Origin of the sequence: Rothia sp. HC945 (genome assembly GCF_051370785.1) — a bacterium.
GTDB lineage: Bacteria > Actinomycetota > Actinomycetes > Actinomycetales > Micrococcaceae > Rothia.
In genome coordinates this window covers 242,908-265,631 of record NZ_JBFCSN010000001.1, presented here as the reverse complement: position 1 = coordinate 265,631, position 22,724 = coordinate 242,908, and the positions used below count along the sequence as shown (strand labels likewise).

At 64.8% G+C, this 22,724-nt stretch carries 17 protein-coding genes; 6 read left to right on the top strand and 11 right to left on the bottom strand.

What is annotated here, in order from left to right; genetic code table 11:
• Nucleotides 1-256: 256 nt before the first annotated feature.
• Nucleotides 257-2,299 (bottom strand): threonine--tRNA ligase, encoded by a 2,043-nt coding sequence (gene thrS / locus AB0Y14_RS01120; RefSeq protein WP_436587464.1) that lies wholly within the window; start codon nucleotides 2,297-2,299, stop codon nucleotides 257-259.
• 95 nt (nucleotides 2,300-2,394) lie between these two features.
• Here thrS and AB0Y14_RS01115 point away from each other — a divergent pair, with 95 nt between their 5' ends.
• The 4 genes from AB0Y14_RS01115 (at nucleotide 2,395) to AB0Y14_RS01100 (ending at nucleotide 6,006) form a co-directional block, all read left to right on the top strand.
• A complete protein-coding gene (locus AB0Y14_RS01115) occupies nucleotides 2,395-2,562 on the top strand; it encodes a hypothetical protein (protein WP_436587463.1) in 168 nt (55 codons plus the stop codon).
• A gap of 42 nt (nucleotides 2,563-2,604) precedes the next feature.
• Nucleotides 2,605-4,347 (top strand): cytochrome c biogenesis protein DipZ, encoded by a 1,743-nt coding sequence (locus AB0Y14_RS01110; RefSeq protein ID WP_436587462.1) that lies wholly within the window; start codon nucleotides 2,605-2,607, stop codon nucleotides 4,345-4,347.
• Nucleotides 4,348-4,484: 137 nt separating this feature from the next.
• Nucleotides 4,485-5,603, top strand: a complete 1,119-nt coding sequence (locus AB0Y14_RS01105) for a pirin family protein (protein ID WP_436587461.1) — start codon at nucleotides 4,485-4,487, stop codon at nucleotides 5,601-5,603.
• A 46-nt stretch (nucleotides 5,604-5,649) separates the two neighbouring features.
• The gene (locus tag AB0Y14_RS01100) at nucleotides 5,650-6,006 is read left to right on the top strand and encodes a GNAT family N-acetyltransferase (RefSeq protein ID WP_436587460.1); all 357 of its coding nucleotides are present in this window, start codon (nucleotides 5,650-5,652) and stop codon (nucleotides 6,004-6,006) included.
• Nucleotides 6,007-6,203: 197 nt separating this feature from the next.
• Here AB0Y14_RS01100 and AB0Y14_RS01095 read toward each other — a convergent pair whose 3' ends face one another.
• The 7 genes from AB0Y14_RS01095 to AB0Y14_RS01065 form a co-directional block, all read right to left on the bottom strand.
• On the bottom strand, nucleotides 6,204-9,653 hold the full coding sequence (locus AB0Y14_RS01095) for a DNA polymerase III subunit alpha (RefSeq protein ID WP_436587459.1): 3,450 nt from the start codon (nucleotides 9,651-9,653) through the stop codon (nucleotides 6,204-6,206).
• 729 nt (nucleotides 9,654-10,382) lie between these two features.
• Nucleotides 10,383-11,318, bottom strand: coding sequence for a fumarylacetoacetate hydrolase family protein (locus tag AB0Y14_RS01090; RefSeq protein WP_436587458.1), 936 nt, complete (start codon nucleotides 11,316-11,318; stop codon nucleotides 10,383-10,385).
• 44 nt (nucleotides 11,319-11,362) lie between these two features.
• Nucleotides 11,363-11,677: a hypothetical protein gene (locus tag AB0Y14_RS01085; RefSeq protein WP_436587457.1), complete on the bottom strand. Its 315-nt coding sequence runs from the start codon at nucleotides 11,675-11,677 to the stop codon at nucleotides 11,363-11,365.
• 277 nt (nucleotides 11,678-11,954) lie between these two features.
• The gene (locus tag AB0Y14_RS01080; protein ID WP_436587456.1) at nucleotides 11,955-13,415 is read right to left on the bottom strand and encodes a sodium:solute symporter family protein; all 1,461 of its coding nucleotides are present in this window, start codon (nucleotides 13,413-13,415) and stop codon (nucleotides 11,955-11,957) included.
• Nucleotides 13,412-13,729 carry a hypothetical protein gene (locus AB0Y14_RS01075; RefSeq protein ID WP_436587455.1) on the bottom strand — a complete coding sequence of 106 codons (318 nt, stop codon included), beginning with the start codon at nucleotides 13,727-13,729 and terminating at the stop codon, nucleotides 13,412-13,414. Before AB0Y14_RS01075 ends, AB0Y14_RS01080 begins: the two co-directional genes overlap by 4 nt.
• Nucleotides 13,726-14,934 (bottom strand): M20 family metallopeptidase, encoded by a 1,209-nt coding sequence (locus AB0Y14_RS01070; RefSeq protein WP_436587454.1) that lies wholly within the window; start codon nucleotides 14,932-14,934, stop codon nucleotides 13,726-13,728. Before AB0Y14_RS01070 ends, AB0Y14_RS01075 begins: the two co-directional genes overlap by 4 nt.
• An 841-nt stretch (nucleotides 14,935-15,775) precedes the next feature.
• Complete coding sequence (locus tag AB0Y14_RS01065; protein ID WP_436587453.1) at nucleotides 15,776-16,348, bottom strand: TetR/AcrR family transcriptional regulator; 573 nt, start codon at nucleotides 16,346-16,348, stop codon at nucleotides 15,776-15,778.
• 84 nt (nucleotides 16,349-16,432) lie between these two features.
• On the opposite strand from AB0Y14_RS01065, the gene AB0Y14_RS01060 reads away from it, so the two are divergent.
• Nucleotides 16,433-17,317: an SDR family oxidoreductase gene (locus AB0Y14_RS01060; RefSeq protein ID WP_436587452.1), complete on the top strand. Its 885-nt coding sequence runs from the start codon at nucleotides 16,433-16,435 to the stop codon at nucleotides 17,315-17,317.
• A 348-nt stretch (nucleotides 17,318-17,665) separates the two neighbouring features.
• On the opposite strand, the gene AB0Y14_RS01055 is transcribed toward AB0Y14_RS01060, so the two are convergent.
• A complete protein-coding gene (locus AB0Y14_RS01055) occupies nucleotides 17,666-18,682 on the bottom strand; it encodes a TerC family protein (RefSeq protein WP_436587451.1) in 1,017 nt (338 codons plus the stop codon).
• A gap of 228 nt (nucleotides 18,683-18,910) precedes the next feature.
• Nucleotides 18,911-19,933, bottom strand: coding sequence for a TerC family protein (locus AB0Y14_RS01050; RefSeq protein WP_436587450.1), 1,023 nt, complete (start codon nucleotides 19,931-19,933; stop codon nucleotides 18,911-18,913).
• A gap of 272 nt (nucleotides 19,934-20,205) precedes the next feature.
• Here AB0Y14_RS01050 and AB0Y14_RS01045 point away from each other — a divergent pair, with 272 nt between their 5' ends.
• Nucleotides 20,206-20,478 (top strand): hypothetical protein, encoded by a 273-nt coding sequence (locus AB0Y14_RS01045; RefSeq protein ID WP_436587449.1) that lies wholly within the window; start codon nucleotides 20,206-20,208, stop codon nucleotides 20,476-20,478.
• A gap of 400 nt (nucleotides 20,479-20,878) precedes the next feature.
• Here AB0Y14_RS01045 and AB0Y14_RS01040 read toward each other — a convergent pair whose 3' ends face one another.
• Nucleotides 20,879-22,510 (bottom strand): long-chain-fatty-acid--CoA ligase, encoded by a 1,632-nt coding sequence (locus tag AB0Y14_RS01040; RefSeq protein ID WP_436587448.1) that lies wholly within the window; start codon nucleotides 22,508-22,510, stop codon nucleotides 20,879-20,881.
• Nucleotides 22,511-22,724 lie beyond the last annotated feature (214 nt).

Sequence of the window (22,724 nt, the reverse complement as noted above, 5' to 3'; positions counted from 1 at the left end):
TCCTTCGCGACGGGTCTGGCTGGTACGGTGCCGCATATCCGAAGGGCAACTCGTGGGCACGATGGGCGGTGTTGCGGAAGGCGCATGCAAGTACCGTAACCAGATTTTGAACGGTGTTCAAATTGCCGAGGCCTGCCCTCCACCGCGGCGCAGAACCCCCGCAGGGGCCTTGGATACGGCAAGGGCCGGGCGCGAACCCACCATGGGGTTCCCGCCCGGCCCTCAGGGAATGGACGCGCCGATCCAGCGCGTCGATCTAGGCGTCGTCGGTTTCCGGCTCCGCCTGGGAGGTCGGATCCGTGTTGACCCGGTTCCGGACATGGTCGACGATGCGTGCGACGGCGTCGTCGACCGTGACCCCGTTGTCCTGGGAGCCGTCCCGGAACCGGAAGGACACGGCACCGTTCTCGGCGTCTTCCCCGCCGGCGATCAGCACGAAGGGGACCTTCTCCTTCGACGCGTTGCGGATCTTCTTGGGGAATCGATCCGTTCCGTAGTCGACCTCGACGCGAATGCCCTGTGCCTGGAGCTTCTGGGCGATCTCGGCCATGTAGTCGTTGAAAGCCTCCGCCACGGGGATCCCAATAACCTGGACCGGGGAGAGCCACGCGGGGAAGGCGCCGGCGTAGTGCTCGGTCAGGACGCCCATGAACCGCTCGATCGAGCCGAACTTGGCCGAGTGGATCATGACCGGCTCCTGGCGACTGCCGTCCGCCGCCTGATATTCGAGGCCGAAGCGCGCGGGCTGGTTGAAGTCGTACTGGACCGTCGACATCTGCCAGGTCCGGCCGATCGCGTCCTTGGCCTGGACCGAGATCTTGGGGCCGTAGAACGCGGCTCCGCCCGGATCGGGAACCAGTTCGAGACCGGTCTCCCTGGCGACGTCCTCCAGGACGGCGGTGGCCTCCTCCCACTGCTCGTCCGTGCCGATGAACTTGTCCTTCTTGTCCCCCTCGGTCTCGCGGGTCGAGAGCTCGAGGTAGAAATCGGTGAGGCCGAAGTCCGTGAGCAGGGAAAGCATGAAGTTCAGCAGGTGGCGGACCTCGCCCGGGGCCTGCTCCTTGGTCACGTAGCTGTGCGAGTCGTCCTGCGTGATCATCCGGACGCGCGTCAGTCCCTGGAGCACACCGGACTTCTCATCGCGGTAGACCGTTCCGAATTCGAAGAACCGCAGGGGCAGTTCGCGGTAGGACCGCCCGCGGGCCTTGAAGATCTCGTTGTGCATCGGGCAGTTCATGGCCTTGAGGCGATAGTTGCCGTTGTCCAGCTCCATCGCGGGGAACATGCCCTCGGCATAGTACGGAAGGTGCCCGGACGTGTAGAACAGGTCCTCCTTGGTGATGTGGGGCGTCCCGACGTATTGGAAGCCCTCCTCGAGGTGACGGTCGCGGACGTAGTTCTCCATCTCGCGCTTGATCACCCCGCCCTTGGGATGGAACACGGGAAGCCCCGGACCGATGTTCTTCGGGAAGGAGAACAGGTCGAGCTCCTCACCCAGGCGACGGTGATCGCGGCGCTCGGCCTCGGCGATGCGCTCCTTGTACGCTGTGAGCTCTTCCTTGGTCGGCCAAGCGGTCCCGTAAATGCGTTGCAGCATGGGGTTCTTCTCGGATCCGCGCCAGTAGGCCCCGCCCGAACGGGTCAGGGCGTACCCGTTGGCGATGAGTTTTGTGTTCGGCAGGTGCGGCCCACGGCAGAGGTCCTTCCAGACCGCTTCGCCCTTGCGGTCCACGTTGTCGTAGATCGTGATCTCACCCTCGCCGACCTCGACGGACGCGCCTTCGGCGGCGTCGGAACCGGATCCCGGCCCTTGTGAGAGGCCGAGGAGCTCGAGTTTGTACGGCTCGTCCTTCATCTCCTCGACGGCTTCCTCCTGGGTCACGGAGCGTCGCCGGAAGGTCTGGCCCGACTTGATGATCTTCATCATCGACTTCTCGAGCTTCTTCAGATCCTCGGGCGTGAAGGGTTCCTCGACGTCGAAGTCGAAGTAGAAACCGTCCGTGATGTAGGGACCGATGCCGAGCTTCGCGTCAGGACGCATGGCCTGCACTGCCTGGGCCATGACGTGAGCAGCCGAGTGGCGCAGGACCTCGAGCCCCTCCGGCTGGTCGATGGTGACCGGCACGACGACGTCGCCCTCGGCCACCTCGGTGCTCAGGTCCTTGAGGACGTCGTTGATCCTGGCGACCACGATCGTCGAATCGTCTGCGAACAGGTCCGCGGCAGTGGTGCCCGTGGTCACCTGCTGGGGCTCGCCGTGGACGGTGATCTGCAGGTTTTCGGCCGGGTTCTCGGCCATGGACACTCACTCCTTGTGGTGGTCGGCGCGCGGCGATACCTGGGACACGCGCAGTGGGAACAGACGCCCGGCGGTCGATGGGAACACGGCGGGTCGTGACGATTCTACCCACAAGGGACTTGCTCGCGCTCGCCGCCGCTGACGCCTCGCACCACCTCGTGACGTGGAACATTGCGGGTCGCCGGGCTTGGACGTCGGCGTCGGGCTCCTGGCCCGCCATGCCGGGCAACGAGCAATCCGAACGGGGCGTCCGCTCCGAATAACCAGTGCACAGCGAAACGACAAGTCTCTCGGAGGAAAACATCATGCTCGCGCTGATCCTGCTGGGCCTTCTGGGCGGTCTGGTCACCGGTATCTCCCCGTGTATCCTGCCCGTCCTGCCTGTCATCTTCTGGACCGGAGGCGCGGATTCCGCCAGGTTCGACGACGACCCGTCGCGGCCCCGCGCCTCACGGTGGCGCCCCTATCAGGTCGTCGGTGGTCTCGTCCTGAGTTTCTCTGCCGTCACGCTGCTCGGCTCGCTCTTGCTCAACGCCCTGCATCTGCCGCATGACCTCATTCGATGGTTCGGCATCGTCTTTCTGGTCCTGGTCGGCCTCGGAATGATCGTTCCCCGCCTCGAGCAGCTGATCGAGCGGCCGTTCTCCTGGATTCCCCAACGCCAGGTCAGCACCCGTCGCGGCGGATTCCTCATGGGACTGGCTCTGGGTGCCGTCTTCGTCCCCTGTGCCGGTCCCGTGCTGGCCGCGATCACCGTCGCGGGGGCCACGGGACGCATCGGTCTCGATACCCTCGCGCTGACCTTGTCCTTCGCCGTCGGCACCGCCGTCCCGCTGCTCTTCTTCGCTCTCGCCGGACGTGGACTTGCCGAGCGGTTGAAGGCCTTCCGACGGCGGCAGCGAATGGTTCGGACCACTGCGGGCATCCTGGTTATCGCTGTGGCCGTGGGGCTGGCCCTCGACCTTCCGGCCGCCGTCCAACGCAGCGTGCCGGACTACACCGCGTCGGCGCAAGAACTGATCGATCGCGGGACCCAGCGCCACGGCGGAACAGCGGGCGGATCGGAAGGATCCGGGAAGCCGGGAGGGGCCGGCGACGTCGACCATCTGGCGAGCTGCCAGCAGGACTCCGGTGCCAGGGACGGTTGCTCGCCCGCTCCCGATCTGCGAGGCATCACGGGGTGGCTGAACACCGAGGGAGGGAAGCCGGTTTCCCTCGAATCCCAGCGGGGCAAGGTCGTGCTGGTCGACTTCTGGGCCTACTCGTGCATCAACTGCCAACGCACGATCCCGCACCTGAATGCCCTGTACAGCAAGTACAAGGACGCAGGATTGGAGATCGTGGGCGTCCACACCCCGGAGTACGCTTTCGAGCACAAGACCGACAACGTTGCCGCGGGCATCCGCGAGCAGAAGATCGCCTACCCGGTGGCGCAGGACAACGACTACGCAACCTGGAAGGCTTACGACAACCACTACTGGCCCGCGCATTACCTGGTCGATGCTTCCGGCAGGCTGCGTGCGTCCACAACGGGAGAAGGCGGTTACGACGTCACCGAATCCCAGATCCGCGCCCTGCTGAAGGAAGCGCATCCCGGAATCGAGCTTCCCGCGCCCGTCGAGTCAGGGGCCGACCACGACAACGACGACGAGTCGCACCGAACCCCGGAAACCTATCTCGGCACGGACCGTGCCCAGTCCTATGCCGGCGAAGGAAGCTATTCCGCGGGAGACGGGGTGTTCTCCGACGGCGACCCCACTCGCGACGATTCCTTCACCCTGAATGGGAGCTGGAATCTTTCCGGGGAAAGCATTCGACCCCGCGATGAAGAAGCTTCCCTGAGCCTCAACTTCACCGCGAAAGTTGTGCAGGTTGTTGCTTCGGGAACCGGAACCATCGACGTCGAGACCCCGAACGGGCACCGACAGGTGCGCCTGGAGGACCAGGCCAATTCCTACGACCTGGTCAAGGAGGCCAAGCAGGAGTCCGGTCGGATCAAGGTCACGGTATCGCCCGACGTGAAGCTGTACTCCTTCACCTTCGGGTAGAGAAAAATCTGGGTGGCCCAGGCGCGGAATGTTCCCGGCGCCGGTACGGTTGTGATGTGCACGATCGTTTCTGCCGATCACGCCCGGGCGGTCTCCCGTCCGGGTGCGGCAGTCCGGAAGAGGGTTGTGAGGCCGCGGTGAGCAATGTCGAAGCGAATCCCCAGGAGGCCGTGTGCGCCTCGGACCCGGACCGCGGCCGGTTCTCGGCGGGGTTGCGCGACGGAGTCACGGTCGAACGGTGCGAGGCGGGCGTCGTCGAAATCCTCGAGCCCCGGAAGGTACCCCTGGGCGGGCCGCGAGCGATGACGGTGCAGCGCGCCCTGCCCCAGAGGGCCAGGTCGCTCATCGGCGCCTGGTGCTTCGTGGACGCCTTCGGCCCGGACGACGTCGCCCGCACGGGTGGCATGAGAGTGGCCCGGCATCCGCACACCGGTCTGGCCACGGTCTCGTGGTTGTTCGAAGGCAGCATCGACCACCTCGATTCCGCGGGCCACTGGGCCACGGTCCGGCCGGGCGAGGTCAATTTGATGAATGCGGGCCGGGGCATCACTCACTCGGAATTCTCCTCGGTGGAGACCACGACCCTGCACGGGCTCCAGCTCTGGTACGCACTCCCGGAGGCCGCCCGCTTCTCCGAGCCGGACCTCGATTCGTTCCGTCCGGACCCCATTCGAGGCCAAGGCTACGAGGCGTTGGTGTTTCTGGGGTCTCTGCTCGGGCGGAGCTCCCCCGTCCGCACGGCCCTTCCTCTGACGGGCGCCGAGCTGCGTCTCGAACCCCACGCCGAAATCGAGATCGCCGTTCCGGAAGACCACGAGCACGGCCTGGTCCAGGTCAGCGGACCCGTATGCGTCAACGACGTTCCCGTGCCGCAGAACGCGATCGGGTTCGTTCCCACGGGTCACCGGTCGATCAGAATCAGCGCGGGAGCGGAACCCGCGCTCGCCCTGCTCATCGGTGGCGAGCCCCTCAACGAGCAGATCCTCATGTGGTGGAACTTCGTGGGACGCAGCCACGAGGAGATCCTCCGATGGCGCAATCGGTACATGCGCGAAATGGGCTTCCGGGATGGGGGCCAGGAGGACGAGGACGAGCGGAATGCTCCCGACGCCTTCGCCACGGCGTCGGCGCCCGTTGCCGGTTCCGAGCCTGTAGAGGACCAATCCCGACTCCAATTCGGCCATTTTCCCCCGGGCACTCCCGCGCCCCTGCCCGCCCCGGAGATTCCGCATACACGTTTGAAGCTCCGCGGCTGACACGGCCTCGGCCGCGGAGGGAAGCAGTACAGAAGGAGTAGCAACCATGACACATCCGACCTCAGATGATCCTCACGTGGTCCGCGGCCGGCAGGAAGGTCGGGAGGCCTTCGAAATCCACGTCGACGATTCCGGGGAGCCCGCCGGATTCACACAATTCGTGGACCATGAGGGACCGAACGGCGAACGCGCCCGCATCTTCCCGCACACCTTCGTGGACGAGAAGTTCTCTGGCCAAGGCCTCGCCTCAGCCCTGGTCCGCCGGGCCCTGGACAAGAGCATCGAGGAGGGGTTCACGATCGTTGCCGTCTGCCCCTACGTCAGAACCTGGATCCGCCGGCATCCCGCGTACGAGGAATTCTCCACGGCGCCAGCTCCCGAGCACCTTCAGGCCCTCGACTGACGTCTCCTGCTCGGCCGGCTGGGCGGGGCTGCCGCGCGAGGTGGCTTTTGCGCCAAGCCCCGGCGCGAGGTAGCAGTTTTGTGCGGTTTTTCCCGTCAAAACCGCACAAAACTGCCACCTCGGCCGTCGGCCGCCTGACCGACCGGCCCGTTTCGCACCTCTGCACCTCTGCGCCCCTGCCCCATTCCCCTCCCGGATCAGCCGGCCTGCTTTCTGAGGGCCGAGGGCAAGAAGGGCAGCGGCGTCTCCCCCTCGACGAGCGCGGTCAGGTCCCACGCCTGAATCGCCGTCAGCGAGATTCCGCGTGGTCCCGTGCGTCGGGTGGTTCCGTGGATCAGCATCATCGGGGTTCCGAACAGGTCCGGCCCCGTGAGCTGTTGCGCTTCGTCGAAGAACGCGGTGTCCACGCACCCGGTGCCGTCGTCGAGGGAAATGAAGACCACGCGTTTGCCGTTCTTCATGGGCGGGGTCATGGTCGAAACCCGCACGCCCACGACCCATACCTCGGACTTGTTGCGCATCCTGATCAGATCGGCCGCACGGGTCAACGGCCACGTCCTGGTCCTCTCGCGGTATCCGACCATCAGGTGCGCGGAGACGTCCAAGGCCAGCAAGTCCAGTTCGGTGCGCACGGTCGAGGTCACGTCGCTGGTGTCCCTGGCTTCGTACGGGGTTTCGAGGTGGGCACCCAGGGGCAAGGAGAGCTGCACGGGCACGGCCTCGACCACCCCGGGCCGGTCGGCGGCGTCGGGCGCCCCGGTCACGAGGTCGCGCTGGGACCCGCCCTCGGAACCCACGACGACGCCGCCCCCGGCCCCCTGCTGGCGGACGCCGCGGAAGACCTCGACGTCGAGAGCACCGACCGCGGCCAGCCGGTCGAGCGTGGGCTTGTGGGGTCGGGCGCGGGCTTTCAGATCCGCCACGGAGACGTACGGTGCCCGGGCCGTGATCCTGTCGATCTCGGCCCCGCTGATTCCGGACAGCTGAGTGAGGGGCAAGCGGATCCCCCACTTCTCGACGCCGGGGCCTCCCCCGGTCTCGGCTCCACGGTCGCTCACGACTCCCCGCCCGACACCCGCGCCCGCATCTGCTCCAGAACCAGCGACGCGCTCCACGCGGTAGTTCCGACCGGATCGATTGACATCCAGGGGCAGCAGCTCGATGCCCAGGCGCCTGGCCTCGGCGAGGATCAGTCGCTGAGGGTACATCCCCGGGTCGTGTTCGAGCAGTCCCGTCATGAAGTGCGCCGGGTAGTGGGTCTTGAGCCAGGCGGATTGGTAGGTCGGGATCGCGAAGGCGGCGCCATGGGCCTTGCAGAATCCGAAGGATCCGAAGGCCGCGAGCGCCGTCCAGGTCTTGTCGATGACTTCTCGGGAGTAGCCTCTGCGGGCGGAGTGGAGGCGGAAGTATTCTTCGACGTCGTCCTGGGCCGGACTCCCCAGTTTCCTGCGGAATTCGTCCGAGGCCGCGAGGCCGCATCCTGTCATGGTGCTGAAGACGTTGAGGATCTGTTCGTGGAAGACCATGACCCCGGAGGTTTCCTCCAGATAGGGCACGAGGTCTTCTGCGATGTAGTTGGGGGTTGCGAATCCGTGACGGGATTCGAGGTACGGCCGGACCATGTCGGATTGCATGGGACCGGGGCGGAAGAGGGAGATGTCGATGATGAGGTCGCCGACGCTCGAGGGTTGCATCTTGCCGATGAGCTCGCGCTGACCTGGGGATTCGATCTGGAAGCAGCCGAGGGTCCGGGTGGACTGGATGAGGTCGAAGGTTTTCGGGTCGCGGGTGTCGATGGTTTCGAGGTCGGGTTTGTGACCTTCGGTGCGTTCGATCTCCTGGAGCGTGTATGCCATCGAGGACTGCATGCGGACCCCGAGGATGTCGAGTTTGAGCAGGCCCATGGGGTCCATGTCGTGCTTGTCGAATTGGCTCATGGGCAATCCCATTCCGGAGGGTTGAACCGGGGTGCGCCGAAGGAGCGAGGCGTTGGAGAGGATCACGCCGCACGGGTGCATCGACAGGTGGCGCGGGAGGCGGTCGAGCCTTTCGGTGAGGTCGATGAGCAGGTTGACCTTGGGGTCTTCGCGGGCTTCCCGACGCAGTTCGGCCAGTTCGGGTTTGGTCTCGAGGAGTTCGCGCAGCTCTCCGGCGGGGACGCGCCAGATGGTTTTGGCGATGCGGTCTGTCTGCTCCGGGGTGAGGCCGATGGCGCGGGCGGCGTCCCTGACCGCTCCGCGGGCGCGGTAGCCGTTGTGCATGGACATGAGGCTGACGCGGTGGTCGCCGTAGTGGTCGAAGACGAGCCGGTAGATTTCGTGGCGTCGCGCGGATTCGACGTCGATGTCGATGTCCGGCAGGGTGGATCGTTTGTCCGAGAGGAACCGCTCGAAGACCAGCCCGTATTCGAGGGGGTCGACCACCGAGATGTTCAAGAGGTAGTTGACCAGGGATGACACCCCTGACCCGCGCGCCGCGTGGCGGATCCCCAGGGATTCGATGAGCCCGGAGACGTGCCCCACGGTCAGGAAGTAGGCACAGAATCCGAGGTTCTCGATGGTGTCGAGCTCCCGGTCGAGGCGCTCTCGAGGTGTCTCCCAGTCGCGGCGGGCCAGGCCGGGTCCGTAAACCGTCCGGTCTGCCTCCGTGCCGTACACGCGTTCGAGGGCGGCTTCGCAGCGGGCTCTGAGTTCGGCCGCTGGGGCGCGCGTGACTCCGGTCAGGTGTGCCTCGGGCACGGTGGGTGTCCCGTACCCCATGTCCGTGGCGGGGTCGATGGAGCACCGGTGGGCGAGCTCTGCGGTGAGTGCGATGAGTTCCGACGCCGTGACGCCGGCGTCCGCGGCCCGTGCGATCTCTGCCGCGATGGATCCCATGTCCTGAGGGGATTTGAGCCATCCTTGCCCGTTGACCTGGTGGGTTCCTTCCCCGAGTGCGGTGAGGCCGCGAGCGGCGTCGAGGATATCCGCGGTCACGGCTTGGTCCTCCGCAGCGTAGCGCACGGCGTTGCTGACGACGGCGCCCACCCCGCAATCTGCCGCGATGCCGAGCATGCGTGCCGCGTGGGATATACTTCGGCGCTCTCCCGGCTTGGTCAGGTGGTTGACGAGGTTGACCCGCAGACGGTTCTCCCCCACGAGTTTGCGCCATTCCTTCAGGCTGGCCCGGGCCGAGCGGTATTTGCGGGCCGCCGCCAGTCTTCCGTAGTCGGATTCCGGGCCGAGCAGGACCGTGAAGTGGCCTTCGCCCATCGCGACGACTCGGCCGAGATCGGCGGCCGTGATGCGGGGCCTGTCCCCCAGTCGTGCGGGCTCGGTGCGTTCTCTGGCCCGATGCGCCCGGGTGACGAGCTGGCAGAGATCTCCGTACCCGGCCCCGGCGTCGTGCCCGTCGGCGAGCAGTACGACTCGCCCGACGATTTTCCGGTCGGACGGGTCCGCGAGCGCAAGATCCACTCCGAGCACGGGGGCGATGGAGCGCTCCATACAGGCCCGGACGTGTTTGACGGCGCCGTAGAAACCGTCCCGGTCGGTCACCCCGAGGTGGGTGGCCCCGTGTGCCACGGCGACGTCGGCGAGTTCGGCGGGTGCGGAGACGCCGTAGTGCGCACTGTAGGCGCTGTAGGTGACCAGGTGCGGAAACTTCACGCCTTAATCGAACATATATTCGAATAATAAGTCAACGCGGCCGAGCCGAGGTGTTCCGTGCGCCCCACTGCCTCGGCCAAATTGCCGATGACGTGACGTCGGGGCCGCGCAAGCGCCTCCAAGGTGGCGGTCACCCGATTCGGAGGCGGTTGGCCCCGTTAGGAGGCGGTTGCACCCCCTCCTAACGGGGGTAACACCCTCTCAATCGGGAAACCACCGCCCAAGAGGACCCTGCGCACCCATTGCAACCCGTGGGCACGCCAGAGAGCCGGCACGAGGTAGCACTCTTGAGCAGAACCCGACCCGACGTGGCAGTTTTGAGCGCCTCCACAGCACGAGGTGGCAGGTTTGTGCAGTTTTGGCCGCAAAAACCGCACAAACCTGCCACCTCGCAAGAAAAGCCGCACAAACCTGCCGCCTCACGGCCCAGCATCGCGTGCGCACTCAGCCAAGGTTTGACGAGCTGGTCAGACAACCAGAATATGAGATTGCGATAACCTCTCTGAAGGCTTATATCGAGCAAGCAGTCCCTTGGTCATCCGCCACTGGGGGTTTGTTCGATCAGGTACTTGTCTCCATGACGGATGAGTCGTAAGAGCACTTGGCCGAGATGATGGTGAGCGCCGTTCACTTCCAGCAAGTTGGCGGACCGGGCACATCTGGCCCACGCCCCGATCAGGATCCTTCGGCGAGACGCCACACCGCAGGATACCCCGCGAGGATCCCGCCCTAACGAGTCTCCCCCGCCGCCCCGACCCCGGGGCCCCACCAGGATTTGCCCTCGAAGTGCTCCACGGTTTCCGCTTCGGGGACGCATTCGTTGCTCAGTTCCCCGATGCCCTCGATGCGAACCGTGACCCGATGGCCGGCCTTGAGCCAGAAGCGGCGGGGCTTCTTGGACATTCCCACGCCGGCGGGTGTTCCGCACGCGATCACGTCGCCGGGCTCCAAGGTCATGAATGTACTGAGGTAGGAGACGATCTGGGCCGGAGTGAAAATCATGTTGGCCGTGGTCCCGGACTGCATGACCTCGCCGTCCACGAGGCATTCGATGGCGAGTCCTTGCACGGGGTCGACCTGGTCCTTGGCAACGATGTGCGGGCCGAGGGGCGTGCTGTGGTCCCAGTTCTTTCCCTGAAACCACTCGCTCGTGCGCCCTTGCCAGTCGCGGACCGAGATGTCGTTGAACACGGTGTATCCGGCGATGGCATCCAGTGCTTCTTCCTCGTTTGCGCGCCGTACGGACCTGCCGATCACCACGCAGAGCTCGGCCTCATAGTCGATCTTGGTCGATTCCGCCGGCATGGCAATGGGATCGTCCGGCCCCACGAGCGAGTTCGAGTACTTGGTGAAGATGGTGGGGTACTGGGGAAGCTCAGCACCGACTTCTTCCGCGTGATCGTGATAATTCAACCCCACACAGAGAATCTTTCCGGGCTCCAGCGGCAGGACGTCCGTCGTGGAGCGCACGTGCGGCAAATCGCTGGTTCCGAGATTCGAGTAGAACTTCTCCCTCGCGGCGTCGTTCCCCTCCTGGAAGAGGCTGCTGTCCACTACGCTCGCCGGTCCGACCTCCGGCAGATAGTAGCGATTGCCCGAGACTTCGACCCAGGTGTACAAGCCGGTCTGCTGCTCGAACAGGCTCTCGACGTATGCGCGCCCCATTTTCATTGCTCAACCACCTCACGTGACGGAAACTTCGTTTCAGGCTACAGGTTCTCGACCACGTCCCATCCCCCTGTTGCACGGTCTCGCTCCAGATGAAGCGTCCGCAATTCCCGATCCCGCACAGCACCCCGACGTCGCCTGGCCCCCGCCGGAAGATCGACCGTCACCTGGACCTGCCACATCTCCCGATCCACCAGGTACGGGCACTGATTCTTCGGGGCACGGTCGACCTCGGTCCACCAGGCACGCCGCTCGTACCAGCGGACCGGGTCGGCCGCGACCCTGTAGTGGTGGCCGTCCACCTCCACGCGCAGGGGTTGACCGGCCGTCGTCGTCATCACCTGAGTATTGGGCATAGCGCCTCCTAGCTCTGATTCGAATATATATTCGAATCGTAGGAACAGCGACTGACAACTTAAGCGGATTTTTGGGAAGGGCCGACGAGACGAGGAGCATGCGGGGCGGAAAGACCCCGGGGCACGTCGGGGCAGACCGAAACGACGACGCCGCACGAGGTGACAGTTTCGTGCACTACCCCGATCGCGAGGTGGCAGTTTTGGGACCGAATTCAACGAGTTCAGTCCCAAAACCGCCACCTCGGCCGACTCCCGCCGGCTCCCGCCGCGCTACCCTCTACCGGCCTGAGCCCGCCATGGAACTCTCCGCAACAGGCCACTCCGCCGCAGGCCGACCGGACATCGACCGGCGGAGAACCTCCATGATCACGACCACCACGATGTTCACGGCCAGTCCGATGATCCCTTCGCTGATCGCCCACGGGAGCGTCCACCAGAAGGTGTACCCGATCACGATCGCCATTCCCACGAGGGCCCCAGCGAGAATCGACGACGCGCCGACCCGCCTGCGGAACAGCAGAGCCGCGGCGATCGCCGGTGCCAGCTGGTCCAGGCCGGAAAAGGTCAGCAGCAGGAGGTTCGCCAACAGGTCCGGCATGGCGATCGACAGGAACAGTGCCAGCCCGGTCGCCACCACCACGGTGACCTGAGTGACCGTGAACTGGGCTTTCTCGGATCGGGCACGCGCCAGGTTTCGGGAGACCAGGGTACTGATGGCGATGAGCAACGACGCCGAAGGCACCATCGCCGTCGCGATGCCGGCCACCGCGGCAACACCCATGAGCCAGTCGGGCAACACACCGGAGGCCAGGTCCAGGAGAGCGCTGTCCGGGTCGGCTCCGCTCCCCAACACCACCAGGGCCACATAGCCCACGACCAGCGGCATCACGATCAAGGTGTTGTAGAACGGCAACCACAGGTAGTTGCGGCGAAGAACCGTGGAGTTGCGGGCGGACATGATCGGCGGCCAGTTGTGAGGCATCGTCGCGAAGGCAACCCCGATGGCGCTGATGGCCATGTTGGACAGGTACCACGGGATCCCGTACTCCGCTGTGCCATGGACCGAGAGCATCTCGGGCATCTTCTCCCGGATCACCTCGAAGGCACTGGTGAATCCGCCCGTGTAGTGGATGGGCACCGAGATGCAGATGACGAACAGCATCACGATCATCAGCACGTCCTTGAAGTACGCCGTCGTCGCGACCCCTCGAAGCCCGGCCCAGAGGACGAAAGCGACCACGAGGACGAACGCGATCACCATCGACCACGCCCCCATCGAATGGTTCCCCGTGACCACCTGAACGATCAGCCCCAGCCCCGTGATCTGGAGCTGCAGATAGGGCAGCAGGAAGACGACGCCGGCCAGCGCAACCAGCATCCCGACCGCGCGGGAGGAATACGCGTCCTCCAGGAAATCCGCCTGCGTCAGATGGCCGCGAGCGCGTGCGATCCGCCAGATCCTGGGCGCCAAGAAGTAGAGAGCCAGATAGCCGAGGGGAACGTAGGGCATCGAGTAGAACGACGCCGCCCCGCCGGAAACGACCAACCCCGCGGTTCCGAGGAACGTGAAGGTCGTGAAGACCTCCCCGGCCTGGAGGAGCCACGTGGTGGCGACGCCGAATTTGTGACCACCCACGGTCCACTCGGCCAGGTCCAGGTCCGGCTTGCGCCTGCCGAGGAACCCGAGCAGACCGATGACGACGATGCCACCCAGAGCGACCCATGCGATAACGCTCATGAGGCATTCCCCTGACTCTTCCGTCCCTCGCCGAGGGCGATCGCCTCGCGGTCGAGGCGTTCCTCGTGGTCGGCGTCGGTGCGGGTGAATTCAACGATCGCCAGGACGAGGCTGACCATCAGGCTTCCCGGGACACAGGTCCACCACATGATCGTCGGAATGCCCAAGAAAAGGTGTGGCCCGTTGAAGATCGGGAGCCACTGCAGGACGAAGGCGCACACAAGAGGGGCCAGGCACACGACCCACCACAAGGTCCTGCGTGCCGTGGATGCCTTTCTCCGCCCGTTCGGCGCGCTCGGTGCGGCGGTGCTCATGCTTCAGCCTTTCTCGGGGCCATCAGGCGTTCCCGCTGGTCGGCGTCGGTAGCCATGTCGATCGCTGTCCAGCAGAGGGCGATGCCCCCATCGGTCACGGCGCGATCGGCGTCCGGCCCCACGCAATACTGGGCGAATTCGGGCTGGTGCGGGGTCGACCCCTGTCCGTCCACGAAAATGCTTGGATGGATCGCAGGAATTTCCAGAGACACGTTCGCCATGTCGGTCGATCCTGCCTGCCGTTGACGTTGTTCGGCCGGCACGTCGGAGAAGGTTCGGCCCAGCGCCTCGGCGTTGCGCCGGTAGGCGGCGACCATGGGCTCGTCGTTGCGGAATTCCGAGAAAGCGGGCCAGTCGTCCTTGATCTCGACGTCGCACCCTGTCGCCACGGCGCCCGCCTCGAAGCAACGGATCAGTCTTTCCTTGACTCCGCCCGGTCCCTCGAGATCGGCGATGGTATCGGCGCGGGCGTCGTAGAGAAGTGACGAGCTGTGGGGCACCACATTCGGCGCGTGGCCGGCCTCGGTGACGATGCCGTGCACGAGTTCCCCCGGTCGCAAGTGCTGTCGCAGGAGACCGATGGAGACTTGTGCGATCGTTGCCGCGTCGCCCGCGTTGATCCCTTCGTAAGGTGCCATGGCCGAGTGCGCGGGGCGCCCGGTGTAGCGAACCTCCAGGTCAACCACCGAACGGGTGAAGTGGGTGTCATGCTCTTGGTCGCCGGGGTGAACCATCATCGCGGCGTGGACGCCGTCGAACACCCCAGCGCGCAGCATGAAGATCTTTCCGCCGCCGAATTCCTCGGCGGGGGTTCCGAAGACTTTGACCGTGAGGCCTGCTCGATCAGCGACGGAGGCAAGGGCCAGCCCCGCAAGCACTCCGGAGGCGGCGATGATGTTGTGGCCGCAGGCGTGACCGACTCCGGGGAGCGCGTCGAGCTCGGCGCAGACACCGATCACCAGATCACCAGATCCGTAGGAGGCGACGAAGGCCGTCTGCATATCGGCCACGCCGGTCTCGACCTCGAACCCATGCCTTCTCAGGACGTCGGTCGCTTTCCTGGAGGTCTCGATCTCCTCGAATGCGGTTTCTGGTTCGGCGTGGATGCTGTGGCTCAGGGCCAAGACCTCTTCCGTCGCCCGACGTGCAACGGCCTCGGCCGTTGTCTTGAGTTCTCCGGTTGCGTCCGTGTTCTGCGCTGCCACTGCGCCTCCTCCGCCTCGTGATGTAGAACATAGTAAGCCTAAGATAACGGGGCGAACTGCCGAAAACGCGTCTCAGCATGTGCCGATGCAGTGTGTCGAGGGAGGAACCGCCCCCCTGCACCGGCGCGGGAGCGGACAGGAGGGGCCGCCCCGGTGTCAGAACCGAAGGCTCGGTCGCGCGGACGGCGATTGGATCCGCTCGGTCACACGGCAACTTCCCGTGTTGGGTGGCGGTTGCCCGATTCGGTGCTGGTTCCCGGCCACCGGACGGCAAGATCCAGCGGACGCCCGGTCGACGCTCGGTGGCGGTTACCCGATTCCGAGCCGATCACCTTCGTTTGGAGGGGGTTAAAGCGCCACCTAACGGAGGGTAACGCCTCTCGATCAGGCAACCGCCACCCAACAGCACGCACCGACTGCCCCACCGGCCCACCGGCCCACCGGCCCACGACATCATCGGCATCATGCGAGACGCCGCCTCCGGCACCCATCGAGGCGGCACTCCCATGCGGCCACTTTCCTCACCCCGGCGCGAGGTGGCAACAGTGTGCGGATTTCCTCACGAAAAGCGCACAAATCTGCCACCTCGCGCCGCGGCCAGGCGCGAGTCGGTCGTGCAACCCGCTTCTTTTCTCTTCGGGGGCATCCTCGTGCAGGGCGTGAAGAATCAGTTTGACCCCGATGAAGGCCACCCATAGGTCGTTGTTCAAACCAACGACATTGCCGGTTTGGGTACCGGATTCCGTGGTCTGCCCTTGTTGGGCGACCGCGGTTGCCTGGGCTTCCGGGCCGAAGAACACGTTGAGCGGCGGGCCGGGCTGCCCGTCAATGGTGTTTATCGTCAGCCGAGCTGGCTGACGGCGGAATAGTAGCGGTGCAGGGCGGCCGAGGTGAGCTGGGCGAGACTCAGCTCATTGTCCTCAGCTGTCCAGGCCTCGAAGCCGGCTTTGAAGGCGAGCACGCCGAGCTCGGCCGCCGTGTCGGCCATCGTCGCCTCGACACCCCGGCGACGGAGAGCATCCGCTATCGCGGCGGCCATACCGACCCTTTTGAGTACGGCGCGCTCCTGCAGCTCGGAACTCGTCGCGATCACGGCCTCGAGGCGGGGACCGAGCTCTCGATTGAACGGGGTCATCGAGCCGGCGGCGTGCGTGAGCCCAGCATCGACCGCGGAAAGCGGGCTCGCCTCGGCCGGGGCCGCAGCGATGCCCTCGGCGAAGAGTCGCGACAGAGTCTCCTGGCCAGCGGCCAACACCTCGCGCTTGTCGCTGAAGTGGCGGAAGAACGTGCTCTTGGTGAGGCCCGCCCGATCGGCGATCTCGGCAACCGTCGTCTCGTCGTACCCCTGCTCGGTGAACAGGTGCAAAGCGGCGGTGACGAAGCGCTCGCGGGCATCCGGTTTCCATCGTGGCATCGTTCCATTATAGGTGATGGGACTTTGGTCTCATAACGGTGCTAGAGTGATGGGACACAAGTCGCATCACTAAGGAGTCTGCTCATGCGTGTATTTGTCACCGGTGCATCCGGAGGAATCGGTTCGGCCGTCGTCGAAGAGCTCGTCGCTCATGGTCACGAGGTCGTCGGACTCGCCCGCTCGGAGTCGTCCGAGCAGAAGGTCGTCGAGGCGGGTGGCACGCCCCTACGCGGTGGTCTTGACGATCTGGAAGTCCTCACAGCCGCTGCCAGCGATGCCGACGGCGTGATCCATCTCGCCTTCAGCAACGATTTCTCCGACCTCGAGAGAAGCATTGCCGAGGAGGGCCTGGCCATGGATACCATCGGTGCCGCCCTCGTCGGCACGGGGAAGCCGTTCGTGATCGTCTCGGGCACCACGACCGTCGACGGTCGACCGTCGACCGAGCAGGATCCGACCATGGTGGCCGGCCCGGTCGGGGGCCGTGGCGTCAACTCGCAGCGGGTCCTCGCCCTTGCCTCTCAGGGCGTGCGCACATCGGCCGTTCGCTTACCTCGTTCCGTGCACGAACGCTACGTCGCGTACGGCTTCGCCGGAATTCTGATCGCCGAGGCGCGGCGCTCCGGCGTGTCTGCCTACGTCGGCGACGGCAACCAGCGGTGGCCGGCCGTGCATCGTCGCGACGCTGCGGCATTGTTCCGCATCATGCTCGAGAGGGGCGAGCCCGGCACCGTCGTCAACGCCGTCGCCGACGAAGGCGACACGATGTTGTCCCTCTCTACCGCCATCGGCGAGCAGCTTGGCGTTCCGGTACAAGAAGTGCCGGCCGAGACCTTCGGGCCGCTCGGCATGGTCTTCGGAATCGACCAGCCGGCGACAAGCGCCTGGACACGCGAGACTTACGGCTGGGAACCGACCCATCCTGGCCTGCTCGCCGATCTCGAGGCCGGAGACTACCCGACTACCTGATCTCGGTCTCCGATGGTTGGGGGGCGTGCGGATAGGTGACATCTGATCTGGCTTGCCCGTCGGGCGGCCTGGAGGGAAGTGCACCTTGCCCGCACCCTGCCCCAGGGATTCCGCGACGATGTCGTGTGCGTGGCCCGATCCCGTGAGAACGGCGCCACTCTCGCGCAGATCGCGAAGGACTTCGGCATCACCGTCGTGGACCGCGCACGGCCGGGCATCTGCACCCAACGTATTGACGTGCACGGTATTCGAGGGATACTCCCTTGCTTCGAGTCCCAAGATCACCGGGAGATACGGGTTCCTGTCCATACCTCCCGAGGCCCTCCCGCATCCGCTCGGGGCCGCGAGTCACTGACCCGTCTGGGTTTCCTTCTCGTCCTGGCTCTCTCGCCGCAACGCCCTGCCCTTCGGGCTGAGCAGGGACGCGAGGACCGTGACGACCAGGATCCCGATGATCACAGCGAGCGACATTCCGATCCCGACCTCGATCACGTGGACGGGTTGACCGTCGTTGATGAACGGCAGGTTGTTCTCGTGCAGGGCGTGAAGAATCAGCTTGACCCCAATGAAGGCCAGGATTACAGACAGCCCCCACGAGAGGTAAATGAGCCGGTCCAGCAGGCCGTCGATCAGGAAGTACAGCTGACGCAGCCCCATCAACGAGAACGCCGTGGCCGTGAACACGATGTAGGTTTCCTGCGTCAGACCGAAGATCGCCGGGATCGAGTCGAGGGCAAACAGGACATCCGTTCCACCGATCGCGACCATGACCAGCAGCATCGGCGTCATGACCTTCTTGCCGTTCTCCATCGTGAACAGCTTGTCGCCGTCGTAATTCTCGCTCGTGTGCATGAAGCGCTTCGCGATTCGGACGACGACGTTGTTCGCCTCGTCCTTCTCGCCGTCCCCCACCTCGCCCTTGATCAGGTTCCCGGCGGTCAGCAGAAGGACGAGGCCGAAGACGTAGAAGACCCAGGCCCAGGCGTTGATCGCGGCCGCACCGACGAAGATGAACGCGGTCCGTGCGATCAGGGCGAAGATGATCCCGAACAGGAGCACCTTCTGCTGGTCGGCCCGCGGGACCTGGAAGGAAGCCATGATGATCAGGAACACGAACAGGTTGTCGACCGAGAGGGCCTTCTCGGTGATGTACCCGCCGTAGTATTCAGCGGCGAACTGGCCACCGTCGAAGACAAGGATCACCAGGCCGAAAAGCAGCGCCAGGCCGACGTAGACCGCCGACCACACCGCGGCTTCCTTGATCGTCGGCTCGTGCGCTTTGCGCACGTGAAAGAAGAAATCGTAGGCGAGCAGGCCCAAGATGAGGGCGAGGGTCACGACCCATTGGATGAGGGGAATCTCCACAGGAACTCCTTGTGCATGTCACGAATGGCACAAGTCTCTCCCCCACGGGAAAGGGCCGATGGCACCATTCCTTGTCGTGGACCGTGCCCGGCCGGGCGTCTGCACCCGACGTATTGACGTGCACGGTATTCGAGGGATACTCCCTTGCTTCGAGTCCCAAGATTACGGGAGATACGGGTTCCCGTCCATACCTCCCGAGGCCCTCCCGCATCCGCTCGGGGCCGCGAGTCACTGGCCCGTCTGGGTTTCCTTTTTCTCCTGGCTCTCTCGCCGCAACGCCCTGCCCTTGGGGCTGTACAGCGAGGCGAGCACCGTGATCGCGAGGACGCCGACGATGACGGCCAGCGAAACACCCGTGGAGACCTCCAGGACGTGAACGGGCTCGCCGTGATTGATGAACGGGAGATTGTTCTCGTGCAAGGCGTGCAGCATCAGCTTGATGCCGATGAAGCCGAGAATCACGGCCAGCCCCCACGAGAGGTAAATGAGCCGGTCCAGCAGGCCGTCGATCAGGAAGTACAGCTGGCGCAGCCCCATGAGCGAGAACGCCGTGGCCGTGAACACGATGTAGGTTTCCTGCGTCAGACCGAAGATCGCTGGGATCGAGTCGAGGGCGAACATGATGTCGGTCAAGCCGATGGCGACCATGACCAGCAGCATCGGCGTCATGACCTTCTTGCCGTTCTCCATCGTGAACAGCTTGTCGCCGTCGTACTCGTCCGTGGTCTTGAGGAACCGCTTGGCGAGTCTGACCATGACGTTGTTGGCCTCGTCGTCGTTGTCCCCACTGTCCTTGACCTCGTCCTTGACCAGGTTGCCGGCGGTGTAGATCAGGAACAGGCCGAAGACGTAGAACAGTGCCGCCCAGCGATTGATCGCGGCGGCGCCGATGAAGATGAACAGCGTGCGCGCGATCAGGGCGACGACGATGCCGAACAACAGCACCTTCTGCTGGTCGGCACGCGGCACCTTGAAGGAGGCCATGATGATCAGGAACACGAACAGGTTGTCCACGGACAGCGCCTGTTCCGTCACGAAGCCCGCATAGTACTGAACGGCGAAGTCGGCCCCGTCCCAGAAGAAGACGAAGAGCCCGAAGAGCAGCGCAATCGTCACGTAGAACGAGGTCCACAGCGCGGCTTCCTTGATCGTCGGCTCGTGGGGCTTGCGGACGTGAAATATGAAGTCGTAGGCGAGCAACGCAAGTATGACGACGATGGTCACGATCCATTGCAGGGACGAAACTTCCACGGTGCCTCCTCAGGGCGCGGGAAACGGCACAAGTCTCTCCCACGGTCGCTATCATTCGGCTGGTGCGGCGGTTCCGTGCCCGGCCAGGCTTCGGTGCCTGACGTGCTGACGTTCACGGATCGGAGGGGTACTCCCTTGCTCAGTGAGCAATTGTACAGGCATCCCTGAGCGGTTTTCGGACCCGAACCTCGCCCAGTCCAGGCACAACGGGAATCAATTAGATAAGCTATATAGCGAGGTCACCCACCGAATTTGAGAGAAGGTCCGACATCATGCCCACTCCTTGGTTGCGCGCCCGCCGTTACATCATCGGAGCAATTTTCGTCGCGGGAGCGGCGTTCTTCGTCTGGGCCATCCCCAGCGACGGGACCGTCGGCCACTTCGCCGACTGGACCATCGGATTCTTCCTCGTCTGGGCCGCCCTATTCGCGATTGCCGGAATCTACGCGGCGGCCAAGCCGACCCGCGCCGAGAAAGAGGAAGCCGGTCAGCTCGAAGCCATCGAAGGCTCTCACAGCCCCGACCGCGCCCAGCTCTCCAAGTAGTCCTCGCAAAGGGCCGACGAAGAAACACGGCTCCTCTGTATTAGGTGGCGGTTGCCCGGTTGGCTGGTGGCGGTTGCCCGATGGGGAGGCGGTTGCCCACCCCGAGCGACCCGCCCCACGCCCCAAACACCCCGCGTTAGGTGGCGGTTACCCATTTGGGAGGCGGTTGCCCCCGTTAGGTGGGGTTCTCACCGCCACCTAACGGGGCTTTCCGCCGCCGAATCGGGTATCCCCCACCCAACACAGGCCTTGCCCGGCGCACGATGCCGAATGTCGCCGCCTCCCAAACAGGCAACCGCCTCCCAAACGGGCAACCGCCTCCCAAACGGGCAACCGCCTCCCGATCCGGCAACGGCTGGCCGCTCCCCATTCCAGCCCCGCACGCGACGCCCCGCTCGGGTCACGCGGCGTCGTCCGAGCGGAGTTTCTTCTTGTTGAGCTTGCCGACCGACGTCCGAGGAAGCTCGTCGACCACCATGACCCTGTCCGGCAGCTGCCATTTGGCGAATCGTGCCGAGAGCGTGGTGCGTACGGTGTCGGCGTCGATCGTGTTTCCCTCGCGCGCAACCACGTAGGCGACCGGACGTTCGTCCCACTTCTCATCGGGCACGCCGATCACGGCGGCCTCGGCCACGGCCGGGTTGTCCAGAATCGCGTTCTCCATGTCGATCGAGGAGATCCATTCGCCTCCCGACTTGATCACGTCCTTCAACCTGTCCGTCAGCTTGAGATAGCCGTTGGGGTCTATGACTCCGACGTCGCCGGATCGCCACCAGCCGTCCTCGAACGCGTCGGCGGCCTCGGGCCGGTCGAAGTACTCTTGCGTGATGTAAGGGCCCTTGTAGTAGACCTCGCCCGCGGAAACGCCGTCGTGAGGTTGCTCGGTCCCGTCCAGGGACATGATTTTGATGTCCGTGCCCGCACTCGGCAGTCCCTGGGACCGTTTCAGGTCCCACCAGTCGGCCTCCGGCATGTCATCCAGAGATCGCTTGCGCATCCAGTTGATCGCGACAATCGGCGATGTCTCCGAGGCCCCGTATCCGTGGACGATGTCCGCGCCCGCGGTCTCCTCAAAGCCCTTCATGAGCGCGAGCGCAGGTTCCGACCCGGCGACGACCACGCGCAATCCCGACAGGTCCACGGGTTCGGCGCGCGCCCGGAAGTATTCGAGAATCGGAGTCCAGATCGCCGGAGATCCGTTCGAAACGGTGACGCCTTCATCCACGAGGGCTTCCGCGAGCGGGCCGACGTCGGAGGCCGCGTACTGCCCCGGCATCACGACCTTCGCTCCCGCCAGGACTGCCGCATGGAGGAATCCCCAGGTCATGGCGTGGAACATGGGGGTCACCGGCATCAGGCAGTCACGGTGGGTGAAGGACAGGGACGTGTGCAGCGCCCACGAATGAACGCACACGGATCGGTGCGAATAGAAGATCCCCTTGGGCCGGCCTGTGGTACCGGTCGTGTATCCCGCGTAGGCCGCGGTCGATTCCTCGATTTCTTCCCAGTCGTAGCTTTCGGACTCGTCTGTCATGAGGTCCTCGAGGTACACGGGATTCGGCAGCGAAGTCTCGGTCCTGCCTCCGGGGGTGTCGGAAGCGATGATCCAGCCCTTGATGTTCTCCGCGTCCTGGATCCCCTCGGCCAGTGGAAGCAACGATTCGTCGACCACGATCCATTGCGCACCCGAATGCTCGGTCACGTAAGCCAAGTCCTCGCGCGAGAGTTTGATGTTCAGTTGGAGGTGCGTGGCCGCAAGACCCGGGAGGGCGAAGTAGAGCTCCAGGTGACGTCGGGAGTTCCAGTCGAGCACGCCGACGACGTCGCCCGGTGCGACCCCGAGCCCGGAGAGGGCGTGTGCCATCTGCGCGACCCGGCCGTACTCGACGGCATAGTTCGATCGTTGCCACGCCCCACGGTCGTCCCGGTACACGATCTCAGTCTCCGGGAAGGATCTTGCCGCGTGACGCAGCATCGTGATGACGTTGAGCTGGTAGTCGTCTGCCATGGTCGACGGATGCCCGGTGAGCATGGGGTCCCCTCTCATCGATGGTGTGAGAATCGCCTATGATGTGATCCACGTCCCAAATATAGTTCACCTATGGGGGCCGGTCACACCAGTTCGGTGGGGCTGACTTGCCTTTCTTCACCGACAGTTCATCGCGGTGTACCGATACTTTGGTCCGGGGTCGCACCCAGGTCCAGGAAGGCCCCTACCATCGCACAGTCAGGCGCCGACCAGCGCA

What these genes read in the sequence shown, in the direction of transcription:
- AB0Y14_RS01045 (WP_436587449.1), top strand. Translation starts at nt 20,206, where the DNA reads ATGCCCACTCCTTGGTTGCGCGCCCGCCGTTACATCATCGGAGCAATT.
- AB0Y14_RS01075 (WP_436587455.1), bottom strand. Translation starts at nt 13,729, where the DNA reads ATGAGCACCGCCGCACCGAGCGCGCCGAACGGGCGGAGAAAGGCATCC.
- AB0Y14_RS01040 (WP_436587448.1), bottom strand. Translation starts at nt 22,510, where the DNA reads ATGCTCACCGGGCATCCGTCGACCATGGCAGACGACTACCAGCTCAAC.
- AB0Y14_RS01065 (WP_436587453.1), bottom strand. Translation starts at nt 16,348, where the DNA reads ATGCCACGATGGAAACCGGATGCCCGCGAGCGCTTCGTCACCGCCGCT.
- thrS (WP_436587464.1), bottom strand. Translation starts at nt 2,299, where the DNA reads ATGGCCGAGAACCCGGCCGAAAACCTGCAGATCACCGTCCACGGCGAG.
- AB0Y14_RS01080 (WP_436587456.1), bottom strand. Translation starts at nt 13,415, where the DNA reads ATGAGCGTTATCGCATGGGTCGCTCTGGGTGGCATCGTCGTCATCGGT.
- AB0Y14_RS01090 (WP_436587458.1), bottom strand. Translation starts at nt 11,318, where the DNA reads ATGGGGCGCGCATACGTCGAGAGCCTGTTCGAGCAGCAGACCGGCTTG.
- AB0Y14_RS01110 (WP_436587462.1), top strand. Translation starts at nt 2,605, where the DNA reads ATGCTCGCGCTGATCCTGCTGGGCCTTCTGGGCGGTCTGGTCACCGGT.
- AB0Y14_RS01100 (WP_436587460.1), top strand. Translation starts at nt 5,650, where the DNA reads ATGACACATCCGACCTCAGATGATCCTCACGTGGTCCGCGGCCGGCAG.
- AB0Y14_RS01085 (WP_436587457.1), bottom strand. Translation starts at nt 11,677, where the DNA reads ATGCCCAATACTCAGGTGATGACGACGACGGCCGGTCAACCCCTGCGC.
- AB0Y14_RS01060 (WP_436587452.1), top strand. Translation starts at nt 16,433, where the DNA reads ATGCGTGTATTTGTCACCGGTGCATCCGGAGGAATCGGTTCGGCCGTC.